Origin of the sequence: Streptomyces roseus, from assembly GCF_001044425.1 — a bacterium.
GTDB classification, from domain to species: Bacteria; Actinomycetota; Actinomycetes; order Streptomycetales; family Streptomycetaceae; genus Streptomyces; species Streptomyces roseus.
In genome coordinates, this window is record NZ_LFML01000011.1 from 19,580 (window position 1) to 40,544 (window position 20,965).

Sequence of the window (20,965 nt, forward strand, 5' to 3'; positions counted from 1 at the left end):
GGGGGCATGGTCCCGTGCCCGGCACCCCCTGTCGACACCGCCCGCGGCCACCGCCCGCGGGCCCGCCCGCCGGCGGCCGGCGCGAGCGCGGGCGGGGCCTATGGGGCGGTCGGGCCCCGGGGCGGCCGGGCGGGGCCCTCGTCCGCGTGCGAGCGTACGCTGCCGAGGGCCCCGGTGAGACCGCGCTTCAGGATCCTGGCGAGGGGGCGCTCGACGAGGCGGTGGACCAGCCAGGCGGCGACGAGCATGCCGAGCGTCATGACGGCCACCAGCGCCCACGGCGACACATGGTGGCGCAGCAGCCTGATACCGGTCCAGCCGATGTGCTCGTGGAGGAGGTAGAGCGGGTACGTGGTCGCGCCGGCCACGGTGAGCCACTTCCCCCGTACCCAGTTCAGCCGGCCGAGCGCGAGGGCGAGCATCACCAGGTAGCCGAGGGTCATCAGGGCGATCGCCGGCTTCGAGTCCATCGTGCGGCCGAGACTGACCGCGAGAGCGTCGTTGTAGAGGGCGACCTGGCGGACGGAGAACAGCCAGGAGATCGCCACGATCCCCCACAGCAGCATGGTCGGCCGGAACCGGTGCATCAGGTACATCGCGACACCGGCGATGAAGTAGGGCGAGTACTCCGGCATGACGACGTAGTCGGCGAAGGGCGCCCGGCCGGCGGTGACCAGGACCGAGGCCACGGTCCACAGCGCGCAGAAGAGGACCACGCGCCGGTAGGTGACGCCCTTCCACACCACCAGGGCGAACAGCAGGTAGAAGCGCAGCTCCACCCAGAGCGTCCAGTACACGGCGTCCACCGAGCGGACCCCGAACGGCTCCTGCAGCATGGTGAGGTTGAGGAGGACGTCCTTCAGGCTCTCCGGCCGTACGACCACCGGCCACAGGGTGACCACGGCGGTCGTGGCCACGACGCCGAACCAGTAGGCCGGATAGAGCCGCACCACCCGCGAGGTGAAGAACTCGCCCAGGCTGCGGCCCCAACTGCTCATGCAGATGACGAAGCCGCTGATGACGAAGAAGAACTCGACGCCGGTCCAGGTGTAGGAAGCCAGCCAGGAAGCTGTGGGGAAGACCACATCCACGGGCTTGGCCCAGGCGTTCTTGGCCGCATCGGCATTGCCGCCGAAACCCACGTAATGATGGAAAACCACCATCAGCGCGGCGATGAGCCGCAACCCGTCCAAAGCAGCCAGCCTTGGACGCTTCCCGGCAGCCGGAACGGGCGCCGGAGCAGCCTCGCTGCGCTGGGTGGGTATGAGGTGGGTCGCCATCCGGCAGATCCTACCGAGCACGGGGCCGGCCGGCTCCCGCGCCGGCCGGGCCCGCGCGACCCTGCCCGACGGCGGGCCCGGGGTGGTGTCAGAGGGGGGTCCTAGGCTTTCGGGCATGGGAACGGTGATGTTTGTCGACGAGACGACCTCCGGCGGCCGGGCCGGCGGCTGGGCGTTCGAGGTGGCCGAAGAGCGGCTCGCGCTGCGCGAGTTGATCCGGCGGCGGGTGTTCCGGGAGGTCGCCGAGCGGCGCGCCGCCGGCCTGGTCAAGCTGCCCGAGCAGCCCGATGCCGAGCAGCAGGCCGAGCTCGCGCTCACCGCCTTCCGGCGCAACGGGTTCCTGGTCCTCGTCGGGGACCGGCAGGTCACCGACCTCGACGAGGTCCTCGAACTGCCGCTCGGCACCGAGGTCACCTTCCTGAAGCTCGTCGCCCTGGTGGGTGGCTGACATGGCCGACCGCAGCCACGCGGACGCGGCGCGCCGCGCCCTGGAGGACGAGAACGCCTCCGAGCTCGCCACCGCGCTGCTGAAGGCCGCCATCCACTACAGCGGCCACTGGCAGAACAACAAGGAAGCGGCGCAACTGGTCGCCGACGTCAACGCCCGCCCCGCCGAGTTCCGGCAGCGGCTCGTGGACGCGTTCGGCCACACCCTCGCCTCGCTCGCGCGGGAGTCCGGCGCGCGGGTGAACGCGCTCGCCCTCGCCGCCGCCGTCGGCCGGGACCTGCCCTGGGGCGAAGAGCTAGACGCCGCGCGGCGCGAGAAGTTCGACGAGATCGGCCGCATGAGCGAGGCCGGCTATCTGGGATGGGTGCCGGAGCTGGTGCTCGCCGAGCTCGCCGCGGGCCGTATGCCGGCGCCGGCCGTCGTCGCCGCCCTGCGCCGCAGCGCCCTGGGTACGTACGTCTACAAGCCGCTCGTGGAGGTCGCCGCGCGCCTGACCGAGCCCGTGCTCAACGTCGGCGAGGCCTGGGCGGAGCGGGCGATGGCGGACGGGGAGCGCTGGCGGGCCCTCCTCGCGCACGCCGCGACCGCGACGTCCGCCAAGCCCAGCGCCAAGTGGGAGAAGACCGGCCGGGCGCTGATCACGGAGGCCGCGCAGGCGACCGGACAGGCCGCGGCGACCGGACAGGCCGCGGCGACCGGACAGGGCACGGAGGGGATCGGAGAGGACGCGGTACGCGAGCGGCTGCTCGGCTGGTTCCGGCTCGTCGGGGCGCCCCGCACCCTCTCCCTGGACGAGCCACGGTTCGGGCCGAACCCGAACGAGGTCTACGACGCGTACAACGCCAACGCCCTGCGCGGTCTGGCCTGGCTGCTCTCCTTCCTGCCCCCGCACCCCGACACCGCGCGGGTGCTCGGCGCGCTCGCCGAGACCTCGCTGCGCAAGGTCTCGGGCCTGGGCCCGCGCAACCCCAAGGTGGCCAACGCCTGCGTCACCGCCCTCTCCCGCATCGACGGCGAGGCCGCCCTCGCCGAGCTGGCCCGCCTGGCCACCCGCGTGACGTTCAAGGGCACCCTCAAGATGCTGGACTCGGCCCTGGAGGCGCGGGCCGCCGCGCTCGGGCTCAACCGCGAGGAGATCGAGGAGCTCGCGGTGCCGGCGTACGGGCTCACCGCCGTGGGCCGCGCCGAGCACGCGCTGGGCGAGACCACCGCCCTCGTGGAGGTCCGCGGCTCCAAGGCGCTGCTCTCCTGGCGCAGCGCCACCGGCAAGGCGGTCAAGAGCGTGCCCGCCGCCGTGCGCCGCGACCACCCCGAGGAGCTCAAGGAGCTCAAGGCGGCCGTCAAGGACATCGACAAGATGCTCGGGGCGCAGGCCGAGCGGCTGGACCGGCAGTTCCTCGCCCGCCGCACCTGGTCGTACGGGAAGTGGCGCGAGCGGTACCTCGACCACCCCCTGGTCGGAACCCTGGCCCGGCGCCTGCTCTGGGTCGTGGACGGCACCCCGGTCGGCTTCGCCGACGGCGAGCTGCGCACCCTCGCCGGCAGCCCGGTCACCGAGGGCGCCGAGGTCACCCTCTGGCATCCCGTCGACCGCGAACCGGCCGAGGTGGCCGCCTGGCGGGACCGGCTCGAACGGCACGGCGTCACCCAGCCGTTCAAGCAGGCCCACCGCGAGGTGTACCCGCTGACCGACGCCGAGGTCCGCACCGGCACGTACTCCAACCGCTTCGCCGCGCACTACCTGCGCCAGCACCAGTTCCACTCCCTGGCCGCCGTCCGCGGCTGGCGCAACCAGCTGCGCCTCGCCGTCGACGACACCGCCCCGCCCGCCGTGCGCGAGCTGCCGCGGTGGGGGCTGCGCGCCGAGTACTGGATCGAGGGCGACACCGGGGACGGCGAGTACGAGGACATCACCGATTCGGGCAGCTTCCTGCGGCTGCGCACCGACCAGGTCCGCTTCTATCCGATCGACGCCCCGCAGAACACGGCGCACGCCTGCGGCGGCGAGTACACGATGTGGCTGAGGAACGGCGAGGCGCCCGTCGATCCGGTGCCGCTGGCCGAGGTGCCCGCGCTCGTGCTCAGCGAAGTCCTGCGCGACGTGGACCTGTTCGTCGGGGTGGCCAGCGTCGGCAACGACCCGACGTGGCAGGACGGCGGCCCCGAGGGCCGCTTCCGCGACTACTGGAACGCGTACGGGTTCGGCGAGCTGAGCCAGACGGCCGAGACCCGCCGGCTCCTGCTGGAGCGGCTGGTCCCCAGGCTCGCCATCGCCGACCGGTGCCGGATCGAGGGCCGGTTCCTGCACGTACGGGGCGAGCTGCGCACGTACCGGATCCACCTGGGGTCGGGCAACATCCTCATGGACCCGGGCGACCAGTACCTGTGCATCGTCCCGGCGGGGCGTTCGGCCTCCGGGCCGGAGACCGGGTACCTGCCGTTCGAGGGGGACCGGACGCTCGCGCTGATCCTCAGCAAGGCGATGATGCTGGCGGCCGACACCGGCATCACCGACCCGACGATCACCCGTCAGATACTGAGGGAACGGGCGTAGTTGATCTGGTTCATGACCCAGTGGTAGGTGCTCGCGTCGACGGCCGGGATCATCGTGGAGTGGTGCCGGCCGCCGCTCGTGACCGTGACCTGGATGTAGCCGGTGGTGGTCTTCTCCTTCATGAGGAGGAAGAGCAGACCGAGCAGGCAGAACAGGAAGAAGATGACGGCGAGCACGATGGCGTGCGCCGGGATCTTCGTCTCCGTGCGGGAGAGGTCCGAGGCGTTCCACATGGCGCCCCGCAGCGGCATCGGGCCCGAGGGGGTCATGATCTGGTCCCCGGCGATGGTGATGTCGCCGAGGGCGAACCCGGACCCGCCGCCGAACGCCTGGGGCTGCCCGGGCGGCATGATCGGGGGCTGCCCGGGGGCGGGGATTCCGGCGCCGCCCATGGTCGGCTGGTATCCGGGCGCGGGCGGGGTGTCCTGGGGGTATCCGTACCCCGGCGCGGGCGGCTGGGCCGGGTACCCGTACCCGGGGGTCCCCGGCGTCGCCGGATACCCCTGGGGATAGCCATAACCGGGGCCGCCCGGGGCCCCGTTGTCACCTGAGTACGGATTCGGCTGCTGCTCGCTCATGCGCTCGATCTTTCCACAGCGAACCCCGGCCGAGTACCCCCGCCCATTCGCCTTCGGGCTCGGCCTGCGCGGCCTGCGTGCAGGGGGCTGCGCCGGCGGTCGGCGATCACGGAAGGCGCGTGCTCACCCGAACGGGCGAGGGCCCCGCCCCGGAATACGCATTCCGGGGCGGGGCCCTCGTACCGGCGACCGCGGAGCGGGCAGAAGCGGCGCGTGATCAGGGCGCGCTTGACTTCCTGGATCGCCTTCGTGACCTCGATGCCGCGGGGGCACGCGTCGGTGCAGTTGAAGGTCGTGCGGCAGCGCCACACGCCGTCCTTGTCGTTCAGGATCTCCAGCCGCTGCTCGCCGGCCTCGTCGCGCGAGTCGAAGATGAAGCGGTGCGCGTTGACGATCGCCGCCGGGCCGAAGTACTGCCCGTCGTTCCAGAACACCGGGCACGAGGACGTGCACGCGGCGCACAGGATGCACTTGGTGGTGTCGTCGAACCGCTCGCGGTCCTCGGCCGACTGCAGGCGCTCACGCGTCGGCTCGTTCCCCTTGGTGACGAGGAACGGCATGACGTCGCGGTACGCCTGGAAGAAGGGCTCCATGTCGACGACGAGGTCCTTCATCACCGTGAGGCCCTTGATGGCCTCGACGGTGATCGGCTTCTCCGGGTTGATGTCCTTGATCAGCGTCTTGCAGGCGAGCCTGTTCTTGCCGTTGATCCGCATCGCGTCGGAGCCGCAGATGCCGTGCGCGCACGACCGGCGGAAGGTCAGCGTGCCGTCGAGGTCCCACTTGATCTTGTGGAGACCGTCGAGCACGCGCTCCTTCGGGTCGATCTCGATCTGGAAGTCCTGCCACTGCGCCTCGTCCGAGATCTCGGGGTTGAAGCGGCGGATCCGGAACGTGACCGTGATGTACGGGGAGGCCGCTGCCGCCTCTTCCATCTTGTCCGTCTTGGACAGGGTCGGGGTAGCCATCAGTACTTACGCTCCATCGGCTGGTAGCGGGTCGTCACGACCGGCTTGTAGTCGAGCCGGACCGAGTCCGAGCCATCGGCTCCGACCTCGCGGTACGCCATGGTGTGGCGCATGAAGTTGACGTCGTCGCGGTTCGGGTAGTCCTCGCGGTAGTGACCGCCGCGGGACTCCTTGCGCGCGAGCGCGGACACGGCCATGACCTCGGCCAGGTCGAGCAGGTTGCCCAGCTCGATGGCCTCCAGCAGGTCCGTGTTGAAGCGCTTGCCCTTGTCCTGGACGGACACGTTCTTGTAGCGCTCGCGCAGCTCCGCGATCTTCTCGACCGCGGTCTTGATGGTCTGCTCCGTACGGAAGACCATCACGCAGGCGTCCATCGTCTCCTGGAGCTCCAGGCGCAGGTCGGCGACCCGCTCCTTGCCCGTGGAGTTGCGCAGGTGCTCGACGAGGTCGACGACCTGCTGCGCCGGGTTCTCGGGGAGCTCGACGTAGTCGTTCTCCTGCGCGTACTTGGCCGCGGCGATGCCCGAGCGCTTGCCGAACACGTTGATGTCCAGCAGCGAGTTGGTGCCGAGGCGGTTGGCGCCGTGCACGGAGACGCAGGCGACCTCGCCGGCCGCGTACAGGCCCGGGACGACGGTGGTGTTGTCCGCCAGGACCTCACCCTCGACGTTCGTCGGGATGCCGCCCATGGCGTAGTGCGCGGTGGGCTGGATCGGGATCGGGTCCGTGTACGGCTCGATGCCCAGGTACGTGCGCGCGAACTCGGTGATGTCCGGGAGCTTCGCGTCGAGCTGCTCCGGCGGCAGGTGCGTCAGGTCCAGGTACACGTGGTCACCGGCCGGACCGCAGCCGCGGCCCTCGCGGATCTCGGTGTAGATGGAGCGCGAGACGACGTCACGGGACGCGAGGTCCTTCATGACCGGCGCGTACTTCTCCATGAAGCGCTCGCCGTCCTTGTTGCGGAGGATGCCGCCCTCACCGCGGGCGCCCTCCGTCAGCAGGATGCCCATGCGCCAGATGCCCGTCGGGTGGAACTGGAAGAACTCCATGTCCTCCAGCGGCAGGCCGCGGCGGTAGCAGGCCGCCTGGCCGTCACCCGTGAGGGTGTGCGCGTTGGAGGTCACCTTGAAGAACTTGCCGGTGCCGCCCGAGGCGTAGATCACGGACTTCGCCTGGAAGACGTGGATCTCGCCGGTGGCGAGCTCGTACGCGACCACACCGGCCGACTTCTTGACGCCGTCCTCCTCCACCAGGAGCTGGTCCAGGACGTAGAACTCGTTGAAGAACTCCACGCCCTCCTTGACGCAGTTCTGGTAGAGCGTCTGGAGGATCATGTGACCGGTGCGGTCCGCGGCGTAGCAGGACCGGCGGACCGGCGCCTCGCCGTGGTTGCGCGAGTGGCCGCCGAAGCGGCGCTGGTCGATGGTGCCGTCCGGGGTGCGGTTGAACGGCAGGCCCATCTTCTCCAGGTCGAGGACCGCGTCGATGGCCTCCTTCGCCAGGATCTCGGCGGCGTCCTGGTCGACCAGGTAGTCACCGCCCTTGACCGTGTCGAAGGTGTGCCACTCCCAGTTGTCCTCCTCCACGTTCGCCAGCGCGGCGGCCATGCCGCCCTGCGCGGCGCCCGTGTGGGAGCGGGTGGGGTAGAGCTTCGTCAGCACGGCGGTGCGGCTGCGCTTCGTCGACTCGATGGCGGCGCGCATGCCTGCGCCACCTGCGCCGACGATGACGGTGTCGTACTTGTGGATCTTCATCTTTTTCGCCTCAGCCCCGTTGCCTAGCGGATGTTCGGGTCGAAGGTGAAGATCACCAGCGTGCCCAGAAGGATGGTGAACACCGTGGCGGTGTAGAGCAGGCCCTTCAGCCACAGCCGCGTGTTGGCGCGCTCCGCGTAGTCGTTGATGACGGTACGCAGACCGTTGGCGCCGTGCAGCATGGCCAGCCACAGCATCAGCAGGTCCCAGACCTGCCAGAACGGGGACGCCCAGCGGCCGGCCACGAAGGCGAAGCCGATCTTGGAGACGCCGCCGTCCAGCACCAGCTGGATCAGGAGGTGGCCGATGACGAGGACGACGAGCACGATGCCCGAGAGGCGCATGAACAGCCAGGCGGCCATCTCGAAGTTGCCGCGGGTCGAGCGCGGGGTCCTGCCCGTGCGCTTGCGCGGGGCCTCGATGTACGGCGCCGGGTTGTCGACGTCGTAGAGGCTTACGCCCTCCACGTCGCCGATGGCCTTGGCGGAAGAAGTGTCAGAAGACATGAGTGTCACTTCCCGAACAGTTCGGCAGCTGCGTGGCCCAGGACGGGGTACAGGGCCCCGATCATCAGGATGATCCAGACGATCACGACGCCCCAGAGCATCTGCTTCTGGAGACGGGGGCCCTTGGACCAGAAGTCCACGGCGATCACACGGAGACCGTTCAGCGCGTGGAACAGGATGGCGGCGACGAGGCCGTACTCCAGCAGCGCGACGATCGGAGTCTTGTAGGTAGCCACGACATCGTCGTACGCCTCGGGGGAGACGCGGACGAGAGCGGTGTCGAGGACGTGTACGAACAGGAAGAAGAAGATGAGGACGCCGGTGACTCGATGAGCCACCCAGGACCACATTCCTTCCCGGCCGCGGTACAACGTTCCAGCCGGCACGGAAAACCCTCCGGAAGCGGGGCGGGGGCCAGCCGGCTTCTTTGTCGGTCGGGCCCGGCCGGGTACGGTCCTCCGGCCCCGGACATCGTAGCGACGCTTTGTCGGTTCCCTTGCGCCGGGTCCATCGGTGTGATCAAACAGGCACGGACGGACTATCCCACAGGGGCGAATAGCCCTGAATCCTCGGCGTTTACCCCGTCCTGGGAGGTCAGCCAGTGTGTCAGGTCGGCGAGCCGCACCTGGGCGAGGCGGCGCAGCTCGTCCGCCGAGATCGACCGCTCCTCGTCGGCCTCCAGCTCCATCCGCCGCCGGATCGCGGCGAGGAGCTGGTCCGCCTGCTCCTCCGGCGGGTGTCCGTCCAGGCAGATGACGAAGACGTGGCCGAAGTTGCGCTCGTACTCGGCGTGCGCGGCGTCCAGCGCCAGGAGCGCGGCGTAGGGGGCCCCGTGGTCCAGCTCCACCGGGACCTCCGAGGCCAGCGCCTCGCTGAGGTCCGCCTGGGAGAGGTCGTACGAGGCCTCGTCGGCGGCGGCCAGCAGCGCGCCCGGATCCGGGTACGGTCGGTGGGCGGCCACCCGCTGCGCCCAGCGCCGGCTCCCGCAGCAGTGCAGCAGCACGGCCGCGGCGGCCTCGGGGGAGAGGGCGTTGAACCGCGCCAGTCCCGAGCCGGCGGAGGGATCGGAGCAGCCGCGGGCCTGTGCCGGAAGGTGGCTGGACAGCGGGGGGCTCCTCGGGGCGCGGCTTGGGTGTACCGCCACGCTAGCGACGCGGGGCCGGGTGTGTCGTACCGATCCGAGGTTTTCACCCGGAAGTGAGCCGAAAGGATGACGGGCGTGGCGCGGGAACGGCCCGGTGGGGACCCGACGGGGGAAGAGGAAGACGACCGAGGCCGCCACCCCCCACAGGAGAGGCCCCGGTCGCCGTCCGTACGGACTCGTGCGACAAGCCCGTACCCCTGTCAGCGCCGCGAGTGCGTTTTGTGTCACACCCCGCTTCGCGCACGATTGGTTGCTCCCCGTACAACTCGTGGACGAAGGTACTTGAAAGCCGTAACGTGCTGATTTGCGCCACAGGTACAGGACAGTGAAACGGTTGGGGACTTTGCTGGGGGACGACGCGGAGCTGACCGCCGCGGTGCTCGCGGCACAGGGCGGCGACGAGAGTGCGTTCCGGTCTGTGTACCGCGCCGTGCACCCGCGCCTGCTCGGATACGTACGCACGCTCGTCGGAGACGGCGACGCGGAGGACGTGACCTCCGAGGCATGGCTGCAGATCGCCCGCGACCTCGACTCCTTCACCGGCGACGCCGACCGCTTCCGCGGCTGGGCCGCCCGCATCGGGCGCAACCGTGCGCTGGATCACATCCGCATGCGCGGACGCCGTCCCGCCATCGGCGGCGACGAGACCGAGCTGACCACCCGCGCCGCCGACAGCGACACCGCCGGCGAGGCGATGGAGGCACTGTCGACCGGCCGGACCATGGCGCTGATCGCGCAGCTTCCGCAGGACCAGGCCGAGGCCGTGGTGCTCCGCGTCGTCGTCGGTCTCGACGCGAAGACCGCGGCCGAGACCCTCGGCAAGCGGCCCGGGGCCGTGCGCACCGCGGCCCATCGCGGCCTGAAGAAACTGGCGGAGCTGCTCTGCGCGGAGGGCGGGTTCGCGCCGGAGCCGGAAACCGGCTCGGATCCGGCGGGCCCGGTCGGCCATAATGCCGGTGGCCAGGCGAGGGACGGCGGGGGCGGGAGGGATCTCGACGCCGTGCCCGCTCAGCGCGGCAGGGGCGGTGGTCTCGTACAGCAAACCGGTGTGACGCATTCACGTTGGCGGACGCAGAAGGACATGTGATGGCCGACGAGCGCGACAGGTGGCTGGACAAGGCCGCGGCGGAACGAGTGCTGCGCGGCGGCCCGGCCGTACCTGGCGGCGACCCGAGCGCCCGCGAAGCGGAAGCACGGCTTCGGACCGCCCTCGAACTGCTGGCCGCGCCGCAGCCGGCCACCGGGGCGGAACTGCCCGGCGAGGCCGCCGCGGTGGCCGCCTTCCGCGCGGCGCGCGCCGGGGCCGGGGCGGTGTCCGGCACGTCCGCACTCTCCGGGGCGCCCGGGACATCCGGTGCGTCCGGGATGTCCGAGCCGGCCGGCGGTGACACCTCCCCCCTCGTGGAACTCGGCAGGATCCTGCCCCTCGCCGCCCCGGCGTCCCCGGCCCGGCGCGGCCGCCCGGTGCGCTTCGGGCTCGTCGCCGCGCTGGCGAGCGTCGCCGTCGGCGGCCTGGCGGTCGCCGCGGGGGCCGGCCTGCTGGACCGGGGCACGCACGATTCGGCGGGTCCCGTACCGGCGGTCTCCCTCAGCGCGGACGAGAACCCGACGCCGCCCGGCGGCACCGCGGGCCCGACCCCGGGCCCGCAGCTGCGGCCCACTCCCCTCCGGGGCGCCGACGGCGTGCCGCCGACCCCGGGTGGCGGGCCGACGCCCGGCGGACCGGACTCCGGCGCGCTGCAGGGATTCGGAACCGGAACGGTGACGGACCCCGACGCCGCGTCCGGCGGCGGCGCCGACACCCAGGGCCGGGACGGCAAGGCCGCCAAGGACGGCAAGGACGCGCTCGCGGGCGGGACCACCTCGCTGAAGGACGCGGACAAGCAGACCCGCCTCAAGGCGGTGGACCTGTGCGAGGCCTACCGGTCGGGGCAGATGACCTCGGACCGCCGCGACAAGCTCTCGAAGCTGGCGAAGGGCCTCGCGCGCATCCCGCACTTCTGCGAGGAACTGCTCGACGGGCCGGACAAGGGCACCGGCACGACCATGCCGCGCGGTTCGGGCATCGGGGGCGACGTGTTCAAGGCCCCGACGCTCGTCCCGGCCAGCCCGGGGATCTCGGCGCCCGCCCGCCTGCCCTCGCGCTGAGCTCCCGAAGGACCCGACGGCGTTTTCCGGCCACCTTTCGGGTGGTCCGTACGGGCTCACCGGGAAGGTTCCGGACCACGTCATGAACGGGCTGTAACACTTTTCGAACCTGCGGCGCAGTACATATCGAGCCGACTGGTCATCGGCCGCGCATGAGCCGGGGTTCCCCCCGTACCCCTGGGCTCTGCGCACCCGGCGCGGGCAGGGTTCGTTCCCCCGGCCCTGCCCGCGCCCTTTACTTCACCGACCGGATCACCGGCACCCCCCCCCGCCATCGGGGATCACGCCCAGCCGGCGGGGAGCACGCCCGGCAGGCCCGGGGGTCACCAGTAGACGACGACCTTGTCGCCGACCTGCACCTGCTCGAAGAGCGATGCCAGCTTCCCCTTGTCCCGGACGTTCACGCAGCCGTGCGAGGCGCCGGCGTAACCGCGGGCCGCGAAGTCGGCGGAGTAGTGCACCGCCTGGCCCTGGCTGAAGAACATCGCGTACGGCATCGGCGTGTGGTAGATCGTCGACGTCCAGTCCTTGGCCTTCCACTCCACCTTGAACTGGCCCTCACGGGTCGGAGTGTTCTCGGAGCCGAAGCGGACGTCCATCGTGGAGACGATCTTGCCGTCGATCATCCAGGCGAGCGTGCGGCTCTCCTTGCTGATGCACATCACGCGGCCCGTCATGCAGCGCGGGTCCGGCGCGTCGACCTCGTTGACGGTCGGCGGGCGCAGTTCGTCGGCGGTGGGCTTCTTGCTGACGCTCTGGATCTTCTTCCAGGTGGCGTCGTCGACCGCGCCGGAGGCCGTCAGGCCGTTCTTCCCCTGGAAGGCCTTGACCGCGGCGGTCGTCTTCGAGCCGTAGAACCCGGTCGGCGCGACCGTCATGTACTTGAGCTGCTTCAGGCGTGCCTGGAGCTCGCGGATCTGCTCGCTCTCGTCGCCGTTCGCCATGATGGCCTTGACGGTCGGCGACGGGGACGCGGACGGCGAGGCCGACTGCGAGGCGGACGGCGAGGGCGAGGCCTCGGCGGGCTTGTTGTCCGCCGAGGGGGAGGTCTCAGGGGTGGAACCCGCCGCGGACGCGGACGGAACCGTGGAAGCGGAGCCGGCCGGCTCCGTCTTCTGGGGCCCGCAGGCGGTCGCGGCGAGCGCGACGGCGGTGGCCACCCCGAGCGTGCGGATTATGACTCTCTGGCGAAGCATTGCAGTCCCCCGATTTCTACGTCGTGTATGTAGGTGATGCCTGGCGGGCGTGGACAGTTGCAGACGATCCAGGGATGTTGCGCCATTGTGACCAGCGGCCGTCAGAAGACAGCCGGAGCCGCCGCGGGGAGTTGTATCAGCCCCGAGCCCATCAGCTCCATGGAGGGTTTGGTCACATGGCCAGTACCGAGAGCGGGAATCCCATCGAACCCGTGTATGGGCCGGGGGATCTGACGGGGTGGGATCCCGAGGTCAAACTGGGAGAACCGGGGGCGTATCCGTACACAAGAGGCGTCTACCCGACCATGTACACCGGCAAGCCGTGGACGATGCGGCAGTACGCCGGCTTCGGCACGGCGGCCGAGTCCAACGCCCGGTACCGGCAGCTCATCGCGGGCGGCGGCACCGGACTGTCGGTCGCCTTCGACCTGCCGACGCAGATGGGGCACGACTCCGACGCGCCCCTCGCCCACGGGGAGGTCGGCAAGGTCGGCGTCGCCGTCGACTCCGTCGACGACATGCGGGTGCTCTTCGACGGGATCCCGCTCGACCGGGTCTCCACGTCCATGACGATCAACGCCCCGGCGGCGCTCCTCCTCCTCATGTACCAGCTGGTCGCCGAGGAGCACGGGCTCGAGGGCGCGCAGCTGACCGGGACCGTGCAGAACGACGTGCTCAAGGAGTACATCGCGCGCGGCACCTACATCTTCCCGCCCGAGCCCTCGCTGCGGCTGACCGCCGACACCTTCCGCTACTGCAAGGCGGAGATCCCCCGCTGGAACACCATCTCCATCTCCGGCTACCACATGGCCGAGGCCGGGGCCTCGCCCGCGCAGGAGATCGCCTTCACGCTGGCGGACGGCATCGCGTACGTACGGACCGCACTGGCGGCCGGGATGGAGGTCGACGAGTTCGCCCCGCGCCTGTCCTTCTTCTTCGTCGCCCGCACCACCCTGCTGGAGGAGGTCGCGAAGTTCCGGGCCGCCCGCCGGATCTGGGCCCGCGTCATGCGCGAGGAGTTCGGGGCCCGGAACCCGAAGTCGCTCATGCTGCGCTTCCACACCCAGACGGCCGGGGTCCAGCTGACGGCGCAGCAGCCCGAGCTCAATCTCGTACGGGTGGCCGTGCAGGCACTGGGAGCGGTGCTGGGCGGCACCCAGTCGCTGCACACCAACTCCTTCGACGAGGCGATCGCCCTGCCGACGGAGAAAGCGGCGCGCCTCGCGCTGCGCACCCAGCAGGTGCTCGCGTACGAGACGGACGTCCCGCACACCGTCGACCCCTTCGCCGGCTCGTACGCCGTGGAGCGGATGACGGACGAGGTGGAGGAGGCCGCGCTCGCGCTGATGCGCCGGGTCGAGGACCTCGGCGGGGCGGTGGCCGCGATCGAGGCCGGCTTCCAGAAGGGGGAGATCGAGCGCAACGCGTACCGCATCGCGCGCGAGACGGACGGCGGTGAGCGCGTGGTGGTCGGGGTCAACCGCTTCACGCTGGAGCAGGAGGAGCGGTACGAGCCCCTGCGCGTCGACCCGCGGATCGAGGACCGGCAGCGGGCGGCGCTGGCGGCGCTGCGCGCGGAGCGCGACGGCGAGGCGGTGGCGGCGGCGCTGGCCGCCCTGCGCGAGGCGGCGGCCGGGACGGCGAACGTGCTCTATCCGATGAAGGAGGCCCTGCGCGCGCGGGCCACGGTGGGTGAGGTCTGCAACGCGCTGCGGGAGGTCTGGGGGACGTACGAACCGACGGATTCCACATGGTGAAATCCCGGCGACGACAGGTGCGTCCCCATGGGACACTCCTGCTCATGCTGGGTGTCACCGATCTGCCGACCTATCTCGTCGGACTCGTACTGATCATTTTGCTGCCGGGGCCGAACTCGCTGTACGTGCTCTCGGTCGCCGCGCGCCGCGGGGTGCGGACCGGGTACAAGGCCGCCGCCGGGGTGTTCACCGGCGACGCCGTGCTCATGGTGCTCGCCGCCGCCGGGGCCGGGGCGCTGCTCCAGGCCAGCCCGGTGGCCTTCGGCATCGTCAAGGTGCTCGGCGCCGGGTACCTGACCTGGCTCGCCATCGGGATGATGCGCGGGGCGTGGGCGCTGTGGCGCTCGCGGGCCGAGCGGGAGGAGCCGGCCGGGGCGCCGGCCGGGGCCGGGGGCGACGGCGCCGAGGGGGAGCGGCCGTACCGGCGGGCGCTGTTGATCAGCCTGTTCAACCCCAAGGCGATCCTGTTCCTCGTCTCCTTCTTCGTGCAGTTCGTGGACCCCTCGTACGCCTACCCGGCGCTCTCGTTCCTGCTGCTCGGTGCGCTGCTCCAGCTCGGCAGCTTCCTGTACCTGACGCTGCTGATCTTCGGGGGGACCCGGCTGTCCGCCGCCTTCCGCCGCCGCAGGCGGCTGTCGGCCGGGGCCACTTCGGCGGCGGGCGTGCTGTTCCTCGGCTTCGCGGCGAAGCTGGCCGTCGGCTAGGGGAGCCTTTCGGACCCCGGCGGCCCCCTCCGGGTCCCGCCGTTCCCGCCGTCAGCCGATGGGCCGCCGCAGCCGCTTCAGCCGGCGGACCACGCGGCGGACGACCCGGCTGTTCGGCAGGAAGGACAGCTGGGCCGGGATGCCTCCGGGCAGCCCGAGGGTGGTCAGCCGGCGCCGTTTGAAGTAGCGCCAGGTCCGGTCGTCCAGGTGCGCGGCCAGGTACCGCTCGGCCTCGCTGCGGCGCGGGGCGAGGATCTGCGGCTGCATGGTGAACCCGACCGCGGTGAGCAGCCCGGTCAGCCGGTCCCGGTTCTCCTCGGGGCCGGGCGCGGTCCAGCCGGCGACGGCCCCGGCGTCCGCGAGGGCGGGCAGGGCCGCGTCCACGATCGTCAGCGGGATCCGGTTGCTGTTCTGGTACGGGGCCAGGCGGGCCAGTACGGCCTCGGTCCCGGTACGCGCGACGGGCAGTCCGTACAGGGTGGCGGCGGTCAGCAGCCCGGTGGAGAAGCAGCCGACGACCAGGGCGGGCCGCAGCCGCTGGTAGAGGGTCTCGGCCAGGACCGGGGTGGCCGCGACGGTGAGCCGGGCGCCCAGCCGCTCGGCCTCGGCCTCGGCGCGGCGCGAGTACGCGGCGGGGGCGCTGGGGTGCGGTTTGAAGACGAGCTCGTGGTGGCCGAGGGCGTGCGCGCCCCGGACCATCTCCACGTGCAGCTCCTCCTCTTCCTGCGGGGAGAGGAGTTCGAGCGCGGAGAGGTACTGGCCGAGCAGCAGCGCCGGGGCCTCGCCGACCCCGTCCAGCTCGGGCCCGTACGAGGGCAGCTCGGCGAGCACCTTCAGGAACTCGGGGGTCGGGACCAGCTCCGGCCGTACGCCGAACTCGGTGAGCAGCAGCGGCTCCAGACCCGGCACCAGGTCCAGGTGCAGGACGCGGCGCACACGCATCCCGAGCTGCGGGTCGAGGCGGAAGCGGGTGGGTCCGTAGCTCATCAGCCCGTCGGCGTACACGTCGACGGCGGCGCCGGGGAACAGTGCGCACAGCGTCCGGGCGGGCGGGACCTGGATCGACTCCACGATGATCTCGACGCGGTCCTCGCCCAGCGCCCAGACCGCCCGCAGCTGGCGCTCCCAGAGCGGGACGTCCTCGGGGCGCGGGGCCCAGACGCTCGGGTGCTGCGGGGCGATGGCGGCGTTCCAGTCGAGGACCTCGTCGAAGCGGGTGCTGAGCGCGGCGAAGCCCGGCATGCCGGCGAGGCCGGGGGAGACCTCGGCGGTGAGGGCGTGATTGCTGGTGAGCAGGATGCGCCGGCCGGCCGGCGGGAAACCGCCCGCGTCGATGCCGGCGGCGAGCGTGGCCATTCCGTACAGGGTGGAGGCGAGGAAGATCTGCGTGCAGGGGATGTCCCGCGTCGCCGTCAGAGCGTTCTGCGTCGCCATCAGAGCGAGGCTCCCGCTCGTGCGGGCCGGCGGCGCAGGCGGCGCAGCACCGCGGCGCGGTCGGCGTCCATCGAGTCCAGTGTCCCGTCGAGTACGTCCTGGGGCATGCGTCCGAGCGCGGCCGTGCTCATCGAACGGAGTTTTCTCGCCACGGCCGGTTCGTACCTCTCGATGGTCCCGATATGGTGCGCGATAATTGCACAATATGTTCGGACTGCTTTCGGAAGCAGAAGATCACTTTCCCGGTCCTCCGCGATATCCGCCAGGACCTGGTCGAAAGCCTTGATGAAATCGAGCTGGCGCTCGTCCTTGATCTGCGTGAGCGAGGTCGCGACCCCGCGCCGGTAGAAGATCCCCGGCAGTCCGATCGCCGCGAAGGAATCGGCCCCCCGGTGCAGCCGCCAGATCCACGGCCGGTCCTCCGCCGTGCGCAGGCCGTCGGTGAAGTGCAGCAGTCCGCGGTCCAGCAGCCGCCGGTGGTACATCCCGGCCCAGGCGTACGGGTAGTCGACCGAGGTGGCCCGGGAGGAGGGCAGGATCCCGGCGCGCGGATCGCCGGCGACCAGCTGCGGACCGTGGGGAACGCGCTGCACGCTGCGGGTGCGGCCGGTCACCTGGACATGGTCGTTGCGGACGAAATCGCAGTTCAGAGCCTCTATGGCGGCCAGGGTGCGGGCCAGGTGGCCGGGCGCCAGCCAGTCGTCGCCGTCCAGGAACGTGACGTACTCGCCGCGCGCCGCGTCCAGGCCGGTGTTCCGGGCGGTGGCCAGGCCGCCGTTCCGTTCGTGTCTGAGGAGCACCGCCCCCGGCAGCTCGCGCGCCGCCCGCTCCAGGAGTTCGGGCGTGCCGTCCGTCGAGCGGTCGTCGACGAGCAGGAACTCGAAATCGTCCCGGGCGTTCAGTTCGAGGCTTTTCAGGGCATCCGGTGCGTATGTCTGCACGTTGTAGAACGGCACGACAACAGAGAGCTTGAGCACCCGCGAGACATTAAGGCGCCCTCCGGCATTCACCATGGCCCGTACGCGGATTCCATGTGAACGACGCGGGGCAGGCGCGTTAACCGGTGCGGTTTCGCATCACGTCGACGGGTTGTTAACCCGCTGTTGTGCGCTCGTTGGGCCGATCACCGAAATTGCGGAATAGCTTCTGCCGGGTGCCAGCCAGTAATCGCGCAGCATCCCGTAGTCGTCCCCGGACTGCCCTCCGCGTCGCCGTACTCGCCGATTCCGATACGCGGTGGAAATGGGGCGCACTCACCGCCCGCCGCCTGTCGGAAGAACCGCACCTCACCGGATTCCTGCTCCGCGGCCGGGCCACCCCGACGGCGCGCCAGCTCGGCGAAGTGGGCGTCCGCGCGGAGCGGCTCTCCGAGGTGACCTGCGCACAGTTCCTCGCGGAGATCGAGCGCGAGAAGTACGACGTCGTCGTCCTCGCCCTCGTCGGCGGGGCCGTCCAGGCCGTCCTGCACGGGATCCGCGCGCTGTGGCCGGAGCCGGCCGAGCGCCCCGTGCTCGTCACCGGGTACGTGGGCGTCGTATACGAGAAGCTCGCCGACGGCCTGCTGCTGCGCCACGGCGCCGACCTCGTCCTCGCCAACTCCCGCTACGACGCGGGACGCTTCCGCGCGGTCTACGAGGGCGTCGGCGCGGACGCCGGCGCCGTCACCCGGACCGCGCTGCCCTTCCTGGAGGGAGCGGCGTACGAGAAGGCCGGCAGCCGCGCCCACACGGTCGTCTTCGCCGTCCAGCCGTCCGTCCCCGAGAGCCGCGCCGACCGCGCCTACCTGCTGGAACGCGCCGCGGGGCACGCCCGGCTGCACCCCGGTCGCGAGGTGCTGATCAAGCTGCGCAGCCGCCCGGGGGAGCACACCACGCATCTGGAGGAGCAGCCCTACCAGCGGCTCGCCGAGCGCATCCCGGGCGGACTGCCCGCCAACTGCCGGCTGGTGTACGGGAACATGGGCGAGGTCCTGGACGGTACGGACCTGCTGGTCACCGTCTCCTCCACGGCCGCGCTGGAGTCCTTGCACCGCGGGATCCCGACGGCGGTCCTCACCGACCTCGGCATCCGCGAGGCGCTCGGAAACCATCACTTCCTCGGCTCGGGCTGCCTGGCCTCCTGGGACCAGCTCGACGCGGGCCTGCTGCCGCAGGGCGACCCCGACTGGCTGGCCGACCAGGGCGTGACGGGCGCCTCCGGCGCCGGTGATCCCTCCCGCGCCGGTGATCCCTCCCGTGCCGGTGATCCCTTCGCCGCCGCGCGCGAGCGGCTCGCCGAGCTGCTGGAGCTGCCGGTGCTCCCCGCCGTGGCCCCCTACTACACGCAGGTCACCGCGCCCCGGTACCTGCCCGGGATCCTCGCCCGCCACCACCTCGCCCCCGACGGCAGCCCGCTGCCCGGAGCCGTCCGGGACGACGAGGGGGAGTCCCGGCTGCGCCGCCGGCTCCGCTCGTACCTGCGCGACGCCGCCCGGGGGGCGTACCGGCACGGCGTCCAGCGCGTGGCCCCGGTGATCCGCCGGATGGGGGAGCTGTGACCGCCCCCGCGAGCCCCCGCGTCCTGGCCGTGATCCCGGCCCGCGGCGGCTCCAAGGGAGTCCCCGGCAAGAACCTCGCCGAAGTGGCCGGGGTGCCCCTCGTCGTACGGGCCGTCCAGGCCTGCCGGGGCGCGGCCACCGTCACCGACGTCGTGGTCTCCACCGACGCCGAGCCCATCGCCGAAGCGGCCCGCGCCGCCGGGGCCGCCGTGATCCGCCGCCCCGCGGCGCTCTCCGGGGACACGGCCGGCAGCGAGGCGGCCGTCCTGCACGCGCTCGACGCCTTCGAGGAGCTGCACTCCCTCACCGTGGACGTCGTCCTCCTCGTCCAGTGCACCAGCCCCTTCCTGACCTCCGGCGACGTCGAGTCGGTCGCCGCCGCCGTCGCCACCGGCGCGGCCGACTCGGCCCTGACCGTCGCCCCGTTCCACGGGTTCCTCTGGCGCGAGACGGCCGACGGCACCGGCGGGACCGGGGTCAACCACGACAAGGCCGTCCGCCCCCGCCGCCAGGACCGCCCCCAGGACCTGCTGGAGACCGGAGCCGCGTACGCCATGGACGCCGCCGGCTTCCGCGGCGCGCGCCACCGCTTCTTCGGGCGCACCCTCCCCGTCCCCACCGACCCCGCACGGGTCCTGGAGATCGACGACCCGCACGACCTGGCGCGCGCCCGCCTCCTCGCCCCCCTGTTCACCTCCCCCGAGCACCCCCACGCACCGAACGAAGGACCTCAGCTGCCATGACCGTCGACACCCCCAACCCCCGCCTGCGCACCTTCGGCTCGCGCACCGCCGGCCCCGGCCGGCCCGTGTACGTCGTCGGTGAGATCGGCATCAACCACAACGGCGACCTCGGCAACGCGTTCGCCCTCATCGACGCCGCCGCCGATGCGGGCTGCGACGCCGTGAAGTTCCAAAAGCGCACCCCGGAGATCTGCACCCCGCGCGACCAGTGGGACATCGAGCGCGACACCCCCTGGGGCCGGATGACGTACATCGACTACCGCCACCGCGTCGAGTTCGGCGAGGCCGAGTACCGCTCCATCGACGAGTACTGCGCCAAGCGCGGCATCGACTGGTTCGCCTCCCCGTGGGACACCGAGGCCGTCGCCTTCCTGGAGAAGTTCGACGTCCCCGCCCACAAGGTGGCCTCCGCCTCCCTCACCGACGACGAGCTGCTGCGCGCCCTGCGCGCCACCGGCCGCACCGTCGTCCTCTCCACCGGCATGTCCACCCCGAAGCAGATCCGCCACGCGGTGGAGGTGCTCGGCAGCGACAACATCCTGCTCTGCCACGCCACGTCCACCTACCCGGCCAAGGCCGAGGAGCTCAACCTGCGGGTGATCAACACCCTCCAGGAGGAGTACCCGAACGTGCCGATCGGCTACTCGGGCCACGAGACCGGCCTGCAGACCACCCTGGCGGCCGTCGCCCTCGGCGCCGCCTTCGTCGAGCGCCACATCACCCTCGACCGGGCCATGTGGGGCTCCGACCAGGCCGCCTCCGTGGAGCCCGGCGGTCTGGCCCGCCTGGTCCGCGACATCCGCACCATCGAGACCGCCCTCGGCGACGGCGTCAAGCGCGTCTACGAGTCCGAGCTCGGCCCCATGAAGAAGCTCCGACGGGTCCGGGGCGACCTCGCCTCGGTCTGACCCTCCCCCCGGTCCGGGCCGCGATCCCACCCCGCGGCCCGTCCGGCGCTCCGTCCGGTGTCCGTCCGGTACGGCGCCCCGCCCCGCCCCTGACGAGGAGTACGTGGTGACCCCCTCCGCCTCCACCCTGGCTTTCGTCGAGAGTCCGGTCCAGCTCCTGAACGTCCTGGAGTGGGCGCACGCCCAGGCCGCGTGCGCCCCGGGCGGCGCCCCGCTGCTCGACGCCGTCCCGGCCCAGCCCGGCCGGGCCGGCTCCCGCGGCCCGGCCGGGGCCGGCGGGGCCGCGGCCGCCCCGGTCCGCGCCCCC

17 protein-coding genes and 3 pseudogenes are annotated in these 20,965 nt (G+C 71.8%); 10 read left to right on the forward strand and 10 right to left on the reverse strand.

Annotated elements, in window-relative coordinates; translation table 11 throughout:
• Positions 1–98: 98 nt before the first annotated feature.
• Positions 99–1,280, reverse strand: coding sequence for an acyltransferase family protein (locus tag ACS04_RS02720; protein ID WP_048474837.1), 1,182 nt, complete (start codon positions 1,278–1,280; stop codon positions 99–101).
• Between the two features lie 115 nt (positions 1,281–1,395).
• Here ACS04_RS02720 and ACS04_RS02725 point away from each other — a divergent pair, with 115 nt between their 5' ends.
• The gene (locus tag ACS04_RS02725) at positions 1,396–1,728 is read left to right on the forward strand and encodes a hypothetical protein (protein ID WP_048474838.1); all 333 of its coding nucleotides are present in this window, start codon (positions 1,396–1,398) and stop codon (positions 1,726–1,728) included.
• A gap of 1 nt (position 1,729) precedes the next feature.
• A complete protein-coding gene (locus ACS04_RS02730) occupies positions 1,730–4,282 on the forward strand; it encodes a DUF4132 domain-containing protein (RefSeq protein WP_048474839.1) in 2,553 nt (850 codons plus the stop codon).
• Here the strand turns inward: ACS04_RS02730 and ACS04_RS02735 are convergent.
• The 6 genes and pseudogenes from ACS04_RS02735 to ACS04_RS02760 all read right to left on the reverse strand — a co-directional run bounded on the left by ACS04_RS02735 (position 4,258) and on the right by ACS04_RS02760 (position 9,232).
• The gene (locus ACS04_RS02735) at positions 4,258–4,860 is read right to left on the reverse strand and encodes a membrane protein (protein WP_048474840.1); all 603 of its coding nucleotides are present in this window, start codon (positions 4,858–4,860) and stop codon (positions 4,258–4,260) included. The genes ACS04_RS02730 and ACS04_RS02735 overlap by 25 nt on opposite strands.
• A gap of 203 nt (positions 4,861–5,063) precedes the next feature.
• Positions 5,064–5,828, reverse strand: a pseudogene (locus ACS04_RS02740) (succinate dehydrogenase iron-sulfur subunit); the annotation flags it as partial.
• Positions 5,828–7,582, reverse strand: a complete 1,755-nt coding sequence (gene sdhA, locus ACS04_RS02745; protein ID WP_048474841.1) for a succinate dehydrogenase flavoprotein subunit — start codon at positions 7,580–7,582, stop codon at positions 5,828–5,830. The pseudogene ACS04_RS02740 and the gene sdhA, both read right to left, overlap by 1 nt.
• A 23-nt stretch (positions 7,583–7,605) precedes the next feature.
• Positions 7,606–8,088: a succinate dehydrogenase hydrophobic membrane anchor subunit gene (locus tag ACS04_RS02750; RefSeq protein ID WP_048474842.1), complete on the reverse strand. Its 483-nt coding sequence runs from the start codon at positions 8,086–8,088 to the stop codon at positions 7,606–7,608.
• A gap of 5 nt (positions 8,089–8,093) precedes the next feature.
• Positions 8,094–8,474 (reverse strand): succinate dehydrogenase, cytochrome b556 subunit, encoded by a 381-nt coding sequence (sdhC, locus tag ACS04_RS02755; RefSeq protein WP_078864375.1) that lies wholly within the window; start codon positions 8,472–8,474, stop codon positions 8,094–8,096.
• Positions 8,475–8,626: 152 nt separating this feature from the next.
• A complete protein-coding gene (locus ACS04_RS02760; RefSeq protein ID WP_078864376.1) occupies positions 8,627–9,232 on the reverse strand; it encodes a 2-oxo-4-hydroxy-4-carboxy-5-ureidoimidazoline decarboxylase in 606 nt (201 codons plus the stop codon).
• Between the two features lie 343 nt (positions 9,233–9,575).
• Between ACS04_RS02760 and ACS04_RS02765 the strand changes: the two genes are divergently transcribed.
• Complete coding sequence (locus ACS04_RS02765) at positions 9,576–10,319, forward strand: RNA polymerase sigma factor (RefSeq protein ID WP_048474844.1); 744 nt, start codon at positions 9,576–9,578, stop codon at positions 10,317–10,319.
• Positions 10,319–11,380 carry a hypothetical protein gene (locus ACS04_RS35195; RefSeq protein ID WP_053080679.1) on the forward strand — a complete coding sequence of 354 codons (1,062 nt, stop codon included), beginning with the start codon at positions 10,319–10,321 and terminating at the stop codon, positions 11,378–11,380. The genes ACS04_RS02765 and ACS04_RS35195 overlap by 1 nt, the downstream gene beginning before the upstream one ends.
• Before the next feature lie 323 nt (positions 11,381–11,703).
• Here the strand turns inward: ACS04_RS35195 and ACS04_RS02775 are convergent, their stop codons facing one another.
• Positions 11,704–12,576, reverse strand: coding sequence for a L,D-transpeptidase family protein (locus ACS04_RS02775; RefSeq protein WP_048474845.1), 873 nt, complete (start codon positions 12,574–12,576; stop codon positions 11,704–11,706).
• Between the two features lie 176 nt (positions 12,577–12,752).
• On the opposite strand from ACS04_RS02775, the gene ACS04_RS02780 reads away from it, so the two are divergent.
• Positions 12,753–14,333, forward strand: coding sequence for an acyl-CoA mutase large subunit family protein (locus tag ACS04_RS02780; protein WP_048474846.1), 1,581 nt, complete (start codon positions 12,753–12,755; stop codon positions 14,331–14,333).
• A gap of 44 nt (positions 14,334–14,377) precedes the next feature.
• Positions 14,378–15,037 carry a leucine efflux protein LeuE gene (gene leuE, locus ACS04_RS02785; protein WP_048474847.1) on the forward strand — a complete coding sequence of 220 codons (660 nt, stop codon included), beginning with the start codon at positions 14,378–14,380 and terminating at the stop codon, positions 15,035–15,037.
• A 51-nt stretch (positions 15,038–15,088) separates the two neighbouring features.
• Here leuE and ACS04_RS02790 read toward each other — a convergent pair whose 3' ends face one another.
• Both ACS04_RS02790 and ACS04_RS02795 read right to left on the reverse strand, forming a co-directional pair.
• Entirely contained in the window at positions 15,089–16,471 is a 1,383-nt protein-coding gene (locus ACS04_RS02790; protein WP_048474848.1) for a polysialyltransferase family glycosyltransferase, read from the reverse strand.
• Complete coding sequence (locus ACS04_RS02795) at positions 16,471–17,448, reverse strand: glycosyltransferase family 2 protein (protein ID WP_048474849.1); 978 nt, start codon at positions 17,446–17,448, stop codon at positions 16,471–16,473. The genes ACS04_RS02790 and ACS04_RS02795 overlap by 1 nt, the downstream gene beginning before the upstream one ends.
• A gap of 176 nt (positions 17,449–17,624) precedes the next feature.
• On the opposite strand from ACS04_RS02795, the gene ACS04_RS02800 reads away from it, so the two are divergent.
• The 4 genes and pseudogenes from ACS04_RS02800 to ACS04_RS02815 all read left to right on the forward strand — a co-directional run.
• Complete coding sequence (locus ACS04_RS02800; RefSeq protein WP_048474850.1) at positions 17,625–19,007, forward strand: DUF6716 putative glycosyltransferase; 1,383 nt, start codon at positions 17,625–17,627, stop codon at positions 19,005–19,007.
• A pseudogene (locus tag ACS04_RS02805) lies at positions 19,004–19,726 on the forward strand (acylneuraminate cytidylyltransferase family protein); the annotation flags it as partial. The gene ACS04_RS02800 and the pseudogene ACS04_RS02805, both read left to right, overlap by 4 nt.
• Before the next feature lie 20 nt (positions 19,727–19,746).
• Positions 19,747–20,658, forward strand: coding sequence for an N-acetylneuraminate synthase family protein (locus tag ACS04_RS02810; protein ID WP_048474851.1), 912 nt, complete (start codon positions 19,747–19,749; stop codon positions 20,656–20,658).
• Between the two features lie 106 nt (positions 20,659–20,764).
• Positions 20,765–20,965: pseudogene (locus ACS04_RS02815) on the forward strand (hypothetical protein); the annotation flags it as partial.

Coding starts and splice junctions, on each gene's coding strand:
- ACS04_RS02810 (WP_048474851.1), top strand. CDS start 19,747: ATGACCGTCGACACCCCCAACCCCCGCCTGCGCACCTTCGGCTCGCGC.
- ACS04_RS02730 (WP_048474839.1), top strand. CDS start 1,730: ATGGCCGACCGCAGCCACGCGGACGCGGCGCGCCGCGCCCTGGAGGAC.
- ACS04_RS02735 (WP_048474840.1), bottom strand. CDS start 4,860: ATGAGCGAGCAGCAGCCGAATCCGTACTCAGGTGACAACGGGGCCCCG.
- ACS04_RS02775 (WP_048474845.1), bottom strand. CDS start 12,576: ATGCTTCGCCAGAGAGTCATAATCCGCACGCTCGGGGTGGCCACCGCC.
- ACS04_RS02720 (WP_048474837.1), bottom strand. CDS start 1,280: ATGGCGACCCACCTCATACCCACCCAGCGCAGCGAGGCTGCTCCGGCG.
- ACS04_RS35195 (WP_053080679.1), top strand. CDS start 10,319: ATGGCCGACGAGCGCGACAGGTGGCTGGACAAGGCCGCGGCGGAACGA.
- ACS04_RS02790 (WP_048474848.1), bottom strand. CDS start 16,471: ATGGCGACGCAGAACGCTCTGACGGCGACGCGGGACATCCCCTGCACG.
- sdhA (WP_048474841.1), bottom strand. CDS start 7,582: ATGAAGATCCACAAGTACGACACCGTCATCGTCGGCGCAGGTGGCGCA.
- leuE (WP_048474847.1), top strand. CDS start 14,378: ATGCTGGGTGTCACCGATCTGCCGACCTATCTCGTCGGACTCGTACTG.
- ACS04_RS02780 (WP_048474846.1), top strand. CDS start 12,753: ATGGCCAGTACCGAGAGCGGGAATCCCATCGAACCCGTGTATGGGCCG.
- ACS04_RS02725 (WP_048474838.1), top strand. CDS start 1,396: ATGGGAACGGTGATGTTTGTCGACGAGACGACCTCCGGCGGCCGGGCC.
- ACS04_RS02750 (WP_048474842.1), bottom strand. CDS start 8,088: ATGTCTTCTGACACTTCTTCCGCCAAGGCCATCGGCGACGTGGAGGGC.